Below are 11,768 nucleotides of genomic sequence, written 5' to 3' on the forward strand. Positions count from 1 at the left end.
GCAAGATGTCACGCATTGATGAAACCATGGATTTCATTCCCGTTCGGATTGCGGTCCTGACCGTCTCGGACACCCGTTCACTGGATGAGGACCGTTCGGGCCAAACCTTGGTGGACCGGATCGAAAAGGCGGGCCATTCGGTGGCGGATCGCAAAATCATCCGCGATGAGCGCGCCCAGATCGCAGATCAGCTGCGCACTTGGATTGCCGACCCCGAGATCGACGTTGTGATCTCGACCGGCGGCACCGGGCTGACGGGGCGTGACGTGACGGTCGAGGCGCATCGGGACGTCTACGAAAAAGAGATTGAGGCCTTTGGCACCGTCTTCACGATTGTCTCGATGGAGAAGATCGGCACCTCGGCCGTTCAGTCCCGCGCAACGGGCGGCGTGGCAGGTGGCACCTATCTGTTTGCGCTGCCCGGCAGCCCCGGTGCTTGCAAGGACGCCTGGGATGCGATTCTGGAAAAGCAGTTCGATTATCGCCACCGTCCCTGCAATTTTGTAGAAATAATGCCCAGATTGGACGAACATCTGCGACGGAAGTAGACTGCTCGCACGTTCAACATTTTATAACCGCTTTGTGGCTTGGCATTTTTGACCGCCCGGCTACCTTTTGTAGGTGGCGGCTTGATGCAACCGGGGTAAGTGCAACATGCGATTTCTGAGGCAGAGCCTTGTCGGTGTGTTTCTGGCGTCCGTGACGCTGGCGCTGCTGTTTGTTGCGGCCCAGATGATCGCGGGGGCCGTGCAAGAAGTGCTGACCCGCGAAGATCGCCCGCCGAAGGCTCGTGAACGCATCTTTGCCGTATCCGTACGCCCGGCCGAGTTTGTAACCGTCACCCCTAATCTGGAAGCGTTCGGTGAGGTTCAAAGCCGTCGCCGGTTGGAACTGCGCGCGGCGCTGGGTGGGCGGGTCGTTGCCCTGTCTGAGGATTTCGAGGATGGCGGTGCGGTAACCGCAGGCGAAGTGCTGGTCGAGTTGGACCCGGCAAATGCGCAATCGGCCCTTGATCGCGCCAAATCGGATTTGCTGGATGCCCAGTTCGAAGAACGTGACGCCGAGCGTTCGCTTCTGTTGGCGCAGGATGAGTTGAAATCGTCAGAAACGCAGGTTGAATTGCGAAACCGCGCGATGAAACGGCAGCAGGACCTTCTGGCTCGGGGTGTTGGTTCTGTCGCGGCGGCGGATGATGCGGAACTTGCAGCAGCCGCGGCCGAGCAAGCAGTTCTGGCCAGGCGTATCGCATTGGCGCAGGCGGAATCGCGGGTGGATCAGGCGACGACACTGCTGTCTCGCGCCCGTATCGCGCTTGAAGCCGCCGAACGTGATCTGGGCGATATGACCATCCACGCCCGGTTTGGTGGAACGCTGACGGATGTCACGCTGGTCGAAGGGCGTTTGGTTGCGGCCAACGAAAAGCTGGCCGAACTTGTGGACCCCAACGCGCTGGAGGTCGCTTTTCGCGTCTCGACTGCGCAGTTCGTGCGTCTTTTGGATGCAAATGGCGATCTGATCTCGGCCCCGGTCACGGTCTCGCTTGAGGTCACGGGCGCGGATCTAACTGCACAGGGACAGATCAGCCGTGACAGTGGGTCTGCCGGGGAAGGGCAGACCGGGCGTCTGATCTATGCGCGGCTTGACGGGGCCTCGGGCTTCAAGCCGGGGGATTTCGTGACCGTCACTGTGCAGGAACAGCCGCTGGACAATGTGGTGCGCCTGCCTTCGTCTGCTTTGGATGCGGTGGGGACGGTTCTGGTACTGGGCCCCGATGACCGGCTTGAGGCGCTGCCTGTGCAACTGGTTCGCCGTCAGGGGGACGAGGTTCTGCTGCGCGGCGAAGGTTTGGAAGGGCGAGAGGTTGTCATTGGCCGCACGCCGTTGCTGGGCGCGGGGGTACGTGTGCGCCCGTTGCGGGTTGAGGCCAGTGCCGGGGCGGATGCGGGCTTGGTCGAACTGTCTGACGAACAGCGGGCGCAGCTTGTGGCGCAGGTCGAAGCCAGCGACCGGATGCCCAAGGACATGAAAGAGCGCATGCTGACTCAACTGGGTGAGCCTAAAGTCCCCGCCTCGCTGGTGCAGCGAATTGAAAACCGGGCCGGAGGATAGGCGCGATGATGCGCGAAATCCCCGGTGCGGCCAGCGGAATACTTAGCTATTTCACCCGCCATAGGACCGTCGCCAACCTACTGTTGCTGGTCATGGTGGTTCTGGGCATTGCGGCTGCCCCAAACATGCGGGCGCAGTTCTTTCCAGATGTGATCCTGGAACGGGTCGACGTGAATGTCGCGTGGGAAAGCGCGGGCCCCGAAGACGTGGATAACGGGATTGTTCAGGTGCTGGAGCCGGCTCTGTTGGCGGTTGAGGGCGTGGCCAGCACAGATGCGACGTCGCGCGAGGGCAATGCCCGCATTCGGCTGGAGTTCGAGCCTAACTGGGATATGTCGCGCGCGGTCGAAGAAGTCAGAACTGCCGTTGATGGCGTGACCAACCTGCCCGAAGATGCGGACGAACCGACTATTCGGCGCGGGGCTTGGCGCGATCGGGTGACCGATCTGGTTGTGACAGGGCCGGTCGCGCCGGATCAGTTGGCAAAGTTCACCGATGAATTGATCAACCGCCTGTTTGCCGTGGGCGTCACGCGGACCACGATCCGGGGCCTTGCTGCGCCGCGTATCGTGGTCGAGGTGCCCACCGCGCAACTGATCGCCAATGACATCACCCTGTCCGAGATTGCACAAGCTGTCGCTGCCGAGGTCACAGCAAACCCCGCAGGTGATGTGACCGGGGCCAATGCGCGCATCCGCACAGGTACCGAAAAACGGAGCCCCGAGCAGATTGAGGGCATCCCTCTGCGTAATTTCGACGATGGCTCGAAGCTGTTGATCGGCGATGTGGCGCAGATCCGGGTCGAGGGCGTGAACCGCGATCGTAGCTATTTCGTCGGCGAAAACCCGGCCATGTCGGTGCGGGTTGACCGCTCGAACCTGGGGGATGCAATTGAAATTCAGCACACGGTCGAAGACGTGGTCGCCGAAATGCAGGCCAGTCTGCCCGAAGGTGTCACGGTCGAGCTGATCCGAACCCGTGCGCAGGCCATCACCGACCGTCTGGATATTTTGATCGACAACGGGCTGGTTGGGTTGGGACTGGTCGTGTGCCTGCTGTTTCTATTCCTCAACGCGCGGATCGCCTTTTGGGTGGCGGCAGGCATTCCGGTGGCGATGTCTGCGGCGATTGCCTTCATGTATATCGGCGGGTTGTCGATCAACATGGTCTCGCTGTTTGGTCTGATCATCACGCTCGGTATTGTCGTGGATGACGCCATCGTGGTGGGCGAACACGCCGATTTCCGTGCCCGACGACTAGGCGAGCCGCCCATGGTCGCCGCCGAACGCGCCGCACGCCGGATGGCCATGCCGGTCTTTGCCGCGACGTTGACGACGGTGATTGCCTTTTTCGGCCTGACCGCGATTGGAGGTCGGTTTGGCGAGTTGATCCGCGATATCCCCTTCACGGTGATTGCGGTGCTGATCGCCTCGTTGATCGAATGCTTCTTAATCCTGCCGAACCACATGGCCCATGCTATCGCGCATTCGGCCAAGGAGCATTGGTACGATCTGCCCAACCGCGTGGTCAATCGCGGGTTCCGCTGGGTGCGGGATCATGTCTTCCGCAAGGTGATCGCCTGGGCCGTCGCCGGACGGTATGTGGTGGTGGCTGCCATGGTGATGGTGTTGGCCAGCCAGGTGGCTCTGTTCATCAAGGGCGACGTGAACTGGCGGTTCTTTAACGCGCCCGAACGTGGCTCGGTCACCGGTAATTTCATCATGGTCGAGGGTGCGACCCGCACGGACACGCTGGCGATGATGCGGCAGTTGCAGATCGCGGTCGAAGAGATGGGGCAGATCTACGAAGAGCGCCACGGCCGCAACCCCATCGAATACGTTTTGGCCGAGGTCGGCGGCACCGCCGGGTTCGGACTGGCTGCGGCGGACGGCAAGGATTCAGATCTGTTGGGCGGGATTTCGATCGAACTGATCGATGCCGACCTGCGCCCCTATTCCGGCTTTGAGTTCATCGGAGAACTTCAGGACTACGTCCCGCGCCATCCGAAGGTCGAATTGCTCAGCTTTAGGGGATGGCGGTCAGGACCGGGCGGCGATGCAATCGACGTGCAGTTTTCCGGAGCGGATGTGAACACGCTCAAGGCGGCGTCCGAGGACTTGCAACTTGAACTGTCGAAATACCCCGAAGTGTCCGCGCTGGAAGACAATCTGGCCTATGACAAGGAAGAATACATCCTCGATCTGACGGCACAGGGGCAGGCGTTGGGTTTCCGCATCGAAACACTGGGCCGTGTTCTGCGTGACCGTCTAAACGGGATCGAGGCCGCGACCTTCCCCGATGGCCCTCGCAGCGCTGAGATCAGGGTTGAACTGCCAGAGGGCGAGTTGACCGCAGATTTTCTTGAACGCACGCTGATGCGTACGCCGGATGGGGTTTACGTGCCGCTGGCCGATATCGTCTCGGTCCAGCGCAAGTCTGGCTTTTCCACCGTGCGGCGTGAGAATGGATTGCGGGTGATCTCGGTCAACGGAGATATATCGGAAGACGATCCGGCCCAAGCAGCCGAGATTGCGCGCGCCATGCAAGAAGAGATCCTGCCCAATATCGCCGCTGAACGGCAGGTGGAATGGACCATGGCTGGCCTCAGCGAACAAGAAGATGAATTCCTGACCGAGGCGCGCACCGGTCTGATCCTGTGCCTGACCGGTATCTATCTGGTTCTGGCCTGGGTCTTTGCCAGTTGGACGCGCCCACTGGTGGTCATGGCGATCATTCCGTTCGGTCTAGTTGGCACCATTTGGGGGCATTACATCTGGGATGTCCCGCTGAGCATGTTCACGGTTGTCGGTCTGTTGGGAATGACCGGAATCATCATCAACGACTCGATTGTTCTGGTTACGACCATTGATGCCTATCAGCAGGACAGGGGGCTTGTGCCCTCGATCATCGAAGGCACCGCCGACCGGTTGCGACCGGTAATGCTGACGACGCTGACCACGGTTCTGGGTTTGACACCCTTGCTGTATGAGGGCTCGCAACAGGCGCAGTTCCTGAAGCCGACTGTCATCACACTGGTCTATGGGCTGGCCTTCGGGATGCTGTTGGTGCTGCTGTTGGTTCCGGCGCTGCTGGCGATTCTGAACGACCTTTCGCGCCCGATGACCGCCATGCGCCGCGCCCTGCGTGCCCCGGATCGGGTCGTACAGGCGATGCTGACGGCAACGGGGTTTGTGTTGCTGGTCTGGTTCGGGCTGACCATGGTCTGGCCCGTGGCCACTGGGGCACCGATATCGATGTTGACTGGTCTTTACGGGGCCGAAGATGGAATCGCGGCGTTGAATATGGGGCTTGGGGCCTTTGTCGCAGGGGCTGCTATGATTTTAGTGATAAGTATTGCGCTGTCCGGCCTGCTCTATGCGCGGCTCAAGGGGCGCATGGCCTAGCCTCGGCGCAGGGCGGTTGCCAGAAGGTCGGGGACGCGGTCGCTCATCGGCAGGTCGCCGCGTTGGATCTGATCCAGCGGAAACCACCGCGCATCCCGCGCATCATCACCTGCGGCAGGCTGACCCGAGATATATTCACAGGCCACACCGACCAGCAGATAATGGTTTAGAACCGCACCTTGGGCATCCCGGCGCAGCAGGTCCAGATTGTCCAGATAGTGCAACGGGCGCGCGTTGACCGAGGTTTCCTCCAGCAATTCCCGCCGGGCGGCCTCCAGAACGGTTTCGCCCCATTCGACATGACCCCCGGGAAACCCCCACAGCCCGGCATCAGGCTGTTTGCCACGCTGGACCAGCAGAACCTGCCCGGCATGCACGACAACGGCCAGCGCACCGATTTTGGGGGTTTGGGTCATGCGGGGTCAGCCTGCGCTGCACCCCTGAATGTCGACGGCATGGTTTTCGCCCAGAACGGTGATCCGAATTGCAGACCGGTTCAGAGCAAAAGCAGCCCCATAGGCGCTGACGACTTCAGAGGTCGCAACCAGCGTATCGCCCTGACGCGAAGTGTAGGGCTGCGAAGCCCAGAGCGTTGGGTCGCCGGGCTCGATAACCGCGATCTCCTGCCCTCCGGCCGAGGGCATGGTCACGCGTGCTTCGATCTTGACGCCGTTCGAAGTGGGCGTCAGGCTGCAATGCGCACCGGACACCCGTGCCTCTTTCGCCGAATAAGGGCGCTGAGCCAGCGCTGCGGCGATAGTGGGGTTGCGCCCGGCATCAGCGTTCAGCGTATGGTCAAAGCCCAGCCGTTCGGGAATGCAGACATCCTTGCATATGCCCAAGTCCATTGTGCCTTTCAGATGCACGGGCTTTGCCGGGTTGGTAGGCGTGATCTCGACCGGCAGGACAAGTTGGTCCTCGTAGCCGATAGATTGAAGGCCGTTCTGGTCAAAGATATCCGGTGCGGGCCACGTGATCGACACATCCCCGACATTGTCCGAACTGGTCCAGTCGAACTGAGGCGGGATACCCGCATCACCTGGCGCGCGCCAATAGGTTTTCCATCCGTCCTGCAACGTCACTCGCACGGCGCCCAGATAGGTGCCCTTGGCGGTGCGTCCACCATCCAGAATGTCCAGTTCAGCCACAGGGCCATTGACCTCGGCCGTGGCCGCACCGGCCGCACCAAGGATGAGGGTCAAAGCGACCGCTGAAAATGTCATATGCGCGTTCATAATATATAAATGCGCGGTTGCAGCGCAGATTCCAAGTCACGTTCCGGTCACCTGAATGAAATCTGCGGAAAACTGCTGTGATCCCTTGCCAATGCCCGTCCGCAGGGGCCATTGTTGAAGGTGACTCAGCAAGAGATGTCGTTTTATGGACCTAACCGGAAAACTGTTGATTGCTATGCCTGGCATGGGCGATCCGCGTTTCGATCATTCGGTGGTGTTTATGTGCAGCCATGGCGATGACGGGGCGATGGGCCTGATTATCAACAAACCGGCAGACCTGCGGATCAAGACCCTGCTGAGCCAGCTCAATATCCCCTGCCGTATTCCGATTGTCGGCGAACGTCTGGTGCATTTCGGGGGTCCGGTTGAGATGTCGCGTGGCTTTGTCCTGCACAGTGCGGATTATGACGCCAATCTGCATTCGATGAAGATCTCGGATGATTTCAGTATGACGGCGACGCTGGATGTGCTCGAAGATCTGGCCTCGGGGCGTGGGCCGCTGAATTCGACCCTGGCGTTGGGTTATTCCGGCTGGGGTCCGGGTCAGCTTGAGGATGAGATCGCTATGAATGGCTGGCTGACCACGGATGCGACCTCGAAACTGGTGTTCGACGTGCCCGATGATGACAAATGGGAGGCCGCGCTGGCGACCCTTGGTGTTGATCCGCTGACGCTGTCGGCCAGCGCCGGGCGCGCCTGATCAGCTATCTCGCGGCGCGGCGGCGCGGCGCAGGCGGTCATTGATGGCTACACCCAGCCCGACAGAGGGGATCGGCGACACCGCAATCGGGCGTCCGGTATCGTTCAGCTTGTGCAGGGCGGCAAACAGGTTGGCGGCGGCCTCGGTCAGATTGCCAGTGGGCGACAGATTCAGATCGCAATCCAACGCGCCGAAACCCAGCAAAACCTCATCCCCCTGCGCCTGATCAGCCTCAAGGCGAACCGGGGAATCCGGCGCGTAATGCGATTGCAGCTGACCCGGCGCCGTCAAGATGCCACCGGGTTGATGGTGGTGAAGCTCAGTGCCCAAGACATGTTCTATCTGGTCCAGGGCCACGCCGCCAGGGCGCAGCAGGGTTGGCTCACCTGCAAGCCCGACAATTGTGGACTCCAGGCCTACGCCACAGGGACCATCATTCAAAATGGCCGCGATGCGCCCGTCGAGACCGGCGCGTACGTGGTCGGCGGTGGTTGGGCTGATCTGGCCCGAAGGGTTGGCAGATGGGGCGGCCACGGGGCCGTCAAACGCCGTCAAAATGGCGCGCGCTGTAGGATGGGCCGGAACCCGCACCGCCAACGTATCCAACCCGGCCGTGACCAGCGACGACACGCCATGATCTGCGCGCAGGGGCAGCACCAGCGTAAGCGGGCCGGGCCAGAAGGCATGCGCAAGTGCTTCGGCCTGATCCGACCACTGCACGAAGCGCTGTGCCGCCTCAACCGAGGCGACATGCGCGATCAGAGGATTGAAACTGGGCCGTCCCTTGGCCGCGTAGATGTTTGCGACCGCCTCACCGTTGCGAGCATCGCCACCCAACCCATAGACAGTCTCGGTCGGGAAGGCGACCAGCAGACCCTGCCGCAGCAGGTCCGCCGCCTGCGCAATTCCGGTCGGGTCGGCGGACAGTTCGAGGGTTCCGTTGGGGATCATGAGGGGTGACGCCGCGTTTCGATTGCTTGTATCATGGGGACAGGTACCTAATCGTCTAAATCCAGATGAATAACGGCGGGTGCCGGGTTTTCCAACCCTGCCGTTTGAGACCCATTGAAAGCCCCGAGGTGAAGCCATGCCCTATCGCGCTCCCGTTTCCGACTATGAGTTCCTGTTCCGCCACGGCGTCGCGTTCGATCAGATCGCGGCGACGGACCGGTTTTCGGAAGCCAGCGAAGATGTGGTGAGCGCAATTCTGACCGAAGCGGGCAAGATGTGCGAAGAGGTTATGGCCCCGCTACAACGCCCCGGCGATCTGGAGCCCGCGCGCTTGGAAAACGGCGTTCTGCGCACCTCGCCGGGCTATGGCGACGGTTGGAAAGCAATTGCCGAAGGCGGCTGGATCGGGATGAGCGCTGACCCGGAATATGGTGGTATGGGCCTGCCGATGACCCTGACCACGGCTGTTAACGAGATGATGTCGGCCGCCTGTCTGTCGCTGCAACTTGCCCCTTTGATGACCCAGGGCCAAATCGAGGCGTTGGAACATCACGCCAGCGACAGCTTGAAAGAACTGTATCTGCCCAAGATGATCGCAGGTGAATGGTCGGGCACAATGAACCTGACCGAACCGCAGGCCGGTTCAGATGTGGGTGCTCTGACCTCCAAAGCCGAGCCCAACGGTGATGGCACCTATGCGGTTTCGGGCCAAAAGATTTATATCTCGTGGGGCGATAACGATTTTGCCGAAAACATTTGCCATCTGGTGCTGGCGCGTCTGCCCGACGGTGTGCCCGGAACCAAAGGGATTTCGCTGTTCCTGGTGCCCAAGTACCTGCCGGATGAGAATGGGAACCCCGGCGTGGCTAATGACCTGAAAGTGGTTTCTTTGGAGCATAAAATGGGTCTGCACGGCTCGCCGACCTGTGTAATGCAGTATGACGGGGCCACCGGTTGGCTGGTGGGCAAGGAACATGGCGGTATGGCCGCGATGTTCACCATGATGAACAACGCTCGTCTGGGCGTCGGCGGGCAGGGCGTGGGTGCGGCCGAAGGGGCCTATCAGCACGCACTGGCCTATGCGCAGGAACGTAAGCAGGGCAAGACCCCCTCGGGCACCATCATCGACCATGCGGATGTGCGCCGGATGCTGATGGGTATGCGTGCCGATGTTTTTGCGGCGCGTGCAATCATGCTGGCCAACGCTGCGGCCATCGACATGGCCACAGCCACCGGGGATGCTGATTGGGTGGCGCGCGCAGCGCTGCTGACGCCAATCAGCAAGGTCTTTGGCACTGAAACCGGAATGCGGGTTTCGGAAACAGGGGTTCAGGTGCATGGCGGCATGGGCTTTATCGAGGAAACCGGCGCGGCGCAGTTCTATCGCGATGTGCGCGTGACCGCGATTTACGAAGGCACGAACGGCATTCAAGCGATGGACCTTGTCGCGCGCAAGATGATGGATGGCGGCGAGGCGGCGGGTCGCCTGCTGGACGAGATCGAAGATCACGCCGAAAAGGCCCGCGCAACCATGCCCGAACTTGCGGGCCCGGTTTGGGAAGCGACCGAAAGCTTGCGTGAAACCACCGAATGGCTGGTTTCGCAGAGCGATATGAACACCCGTTTTGCCGGTGCGGTACCCTATCTTCATGCGTTTGCGCGCGTGTTGGGCGGACATTTTCACCTCAAGGCGGCGCTGGCTGCGGCCGATGGACCTCGGTTCAAGCTGGCGCGTTATTATATCAACGCGCTGCTGCCTGAATGTGCCGGTTTGTTGGCGCAGGCGCAGAATGGCGCTGACGACATCTACGCAATGGACGTAGATGAACTGGTGGCCTGATGGATGGAGATACCGCGCTGACGATCCGCTATCCTTGGCCCGAGCCTCCGGCACCAGGTGAAGCGATCGAGATTGCCGAAGGCGTGTTGTGGATGCGTCTGCCTCTGCCTATGGCGCTGGATCACGTCAATGTCTATGCGCTGGATGACGGCGATGGGTGGACGGTGATTGACACGGGGCTGTCCTCGAAGAAGACCCGGCGCATCTGGACCGACCTGATGGTCGGTCCGCTGGCTGGCAAACCCGTCAAACGGGTGGTTGTCACACATCACCATCCTGATCACGTGGGCAACGCCGGGTGGTTTCAGTCCGAACACGGGGCCGAACTGGTCACGACCCGCACCGCCTGGCTGTTTTCCCGAATGCTGCAACTGGACGTCCAGGAAACTTGGCCGAACGAGACGCTGGATTATTACCGCAGCGCCGGCATGGATTCGGATTTCCTGGCCAAACGAATGACCGAACGGCCCTTTAACTTCTGCGACACGGTCTATCCGATGCCACTGGGCTTTACCCGGATCAAGCAGGGCAGCGTGATCCGCATGGGTGGGCGCGACTGGGACGTGCATATCGGCAATGGCCACGCGCCCGAACATGCCACCTTCTGGAGCCGCGACGACAATCTGGTGATCACCGGCGATCAGATCCTCAGCTCGATCAGCCCCAATCTGGGGGTCTACGTCACCGAGCCGCTGGCAGACCCGGTGGCCGAATGGCTGGACGCGTGCGAGCGTTTGCAGGGCCTCGCGCAGCCCGATCATCTGGCGCTGGGCGGGCACAAACTGCCCTTTACCGGGCTGCCGCTGCGGATGAAGCAATTGATCAACAATCATCACAGCGCGCTGGAACGTCTGACCGATTTTCTGAACACGCCGAAAACCGCCGCCGAGTGCTTTCCGCCCCTGTTCAAACGAGAGATCGGCAACGGCGAATATGGGCTGGCGCTGGTCGAGTCAGTTGCACATCTGAACCATCTCTATCACATTGGAGCGGTGACCCGGACGCGGCGCGCAGACGGGGCGTGGGAGTTTCAGCGCAAAGGGTAAAACCATGGACAAGATCGATACCTCGGCCGAGGCGGCAGAATCCGCAGCCCTTCCCCGATGCTACGAGTTCCATGCCAATCCTGACGCTCAATCCGGGGCACAGGAGTTGCCCAACACGCTGCAGAAACCGGTCGAGACCAAAAGCCCCGCGCAATGGGCTTACGAGCGGTTGATCCTCTATATCCAGAATTTCGAAAAGACGCTGGATGCCGACCACGAAGTTGCCATGGGCTTTACCGGTGGCGACGCTGGCGTGATGCGGATCGAAGGGATGGGCTATTTCGACCCGGATATGATCACGTTTTATGGATCGGATGCGACGGGCGCGCGGACGCAACTGGTGCAACACGTCAGTCAGTTGAACGTGATGCTGCGCGCCCTACCCAAATCGGTCGAGGATAAACCGGCCAACCGGATCGGGTTCAGGCTGGCGGCTGATCTGGAAGATAGCTGATTACCTGACTTGCAATTCACGTTTGCGCA

The 11,768-nt window shown here is 60.8% G+C and carries 10 protein-coding genes; 7 read left to right on the forward strand and 3 right to left on the reverse strand.

Translation table 11 applies throughout. The annotated features are described in order from the left end of the window. The first annotated feature begins 5 nt into the window (after window positions 1-5). The 3 genes from moaB (at window position 6) to GOV79_RS09965 (ending at window position 5,513) form a co-directional block, all read left to right on the forward strand. Window positions 6-548 (forward strand): molybdenum cofactor biosynthesis protein B, encoded by a 543-nt coding sequence (gene moaB / locus GOV79_RS09955; RefSeq protein WP_170772654.1) that lies wholly within the window; start codon window positions 6-8, stop codon window positions 546-548. Between the two features lie 106 nt (window positions 549-654). After that, window positions 655-2,109: an efflux RND transporter periplasmic adaptor subunit gene (locus GOV79_RS09960; protein WP_170789669.1), complete on the forward strand. Its 1,455-nt coding sequence runs from the start codon at window positions 655-657 to the stop codon at window positions 2,107-2,109. Between the two features lie 5 nt (window positions 2,110-2,114). Continuing rightward, a complete protein-coding gene (locus tag GOV79_RS09965) occupies window positions 2,115-5,513 on the forward strand; it encodes an efflux RND transporter permease subunit (RefSeq protein ID WP_170789670.1) in 3,399 nt (1,132 codons plus the stop codon). Here the strand turns inward: GOV79_RS09965 and GOV79_RS09970 are convergent. Next, entirely contained in the window at window positions 5,510-5,929 is a 420-nt protein-coding gene (locus tag GOV79_RS09970; protein ID WP_170789671.1) for an NUDIX hydrolase, read from the reverse strand. The genes GOV79_RS09965 and GOV79_RS09970 overlap by 4 nt on opposite strands. 6 nt (window positions 5,930-5,935) lie before the next feature. Continuing rightward, window positions 5,936-6,736 (reverse strand): protein-disulfide reductase DsbD domain-containing protein, encoded by an 801-nt coding sequence (locus GOV79_RS09975; RefSeq protein ID WP_170789672.1) that lies wholly within the window; start codon window positions 6,734-6,736, stop codon window positions 5,936-5,938. Between the two features lie 157 nt (window positions 6,737-6,893). On the opposite strand from GOV79_RS09975, the gene GOV79_RS09980 reads away from it, so the two are divergent. Continuing rightward, window positions 6,894-7,448 (forward strand): YqgE/AlgH family protein, encoded by a 555-nt coding sequence (locus tag GOV79_RS09980; RefSeq protein ID WP_170772643.1) that lies wholly within the window; start codon window positions 6,894-6,896, stop codon window positions 7,446-7,448. Here GOV79_RS09980 and GOV79_RS09985 read toward each other — a convergent pair whose 3' ends face one another. Next, on the reverse strand, window positions 7,449-8,399 hold the full coding sequence (locus GOV79_RS09985; protein ID WP_170789673.1) for an L-threonylcarbamoyladenylate synthase: 951 nt from the start codon (window positions 8,397-8,399) through the stop codon (window positions 7,449-7,451). A gap of 136 nt (window positions 8,400-8,535) precedes the next feature. Between GOV79_RS09985 and GOV79_RS09990 the strand changes: the two genes are divergently transcribed. Genes GOV79_RS09990 through GOV79_RS10000 form a run of 3 tightly spaced genes read left to right on the forward strand, consistent with a single transcriptional unit; the run spans window position 8,536 to window position 11,739 of the window. Further along, on the forward strand, window positions 8,536-10,239 hold the full coding sequence (locus GOV79_RS09990) for an acyl-CoA dehydrogenase family protein (RefSeq protein ID WP_170789674.1): 1,704 nt from the start codon (window positions 8,536-8,538) through the stop codon (window positions 10,237-10,239). Next, entirely contained in the window at window positions 10,239-11,285 is a 1,047-nt protein-coding gene (locus GOV79_RS09995) for an MBL fold metallo-hydrolase (protein WP_170789675.1), read from the forward strand. Before GOV79_RS09990 ends, GOV79_RS09995 begins: the two co-directional genes overlap by 1 nt. A gap of 4 nt (window positions 11,286-11,289) precedes the next feature. Further along, entirely contained in the window at window positions 11,290-11,739 is a 450-nt protein-coding gene (locus GOV79_RS10000) for a DUF6173 family protein (protein WP_170789676.1), read from the forward strand. Window positions 11,740-11,768: the final 29 nt, after the last annotated feature.

The organism is Ruegeria lacuscaerulensis (assembly GCF_013034745.1).
GTDB lineage: Bacteria > Pseudomonadota > Alphaproteobacteria > Rhodobacterales > Rhodobacteraceae > Ruegeria > Ruegeria lacuscaerulensis_B.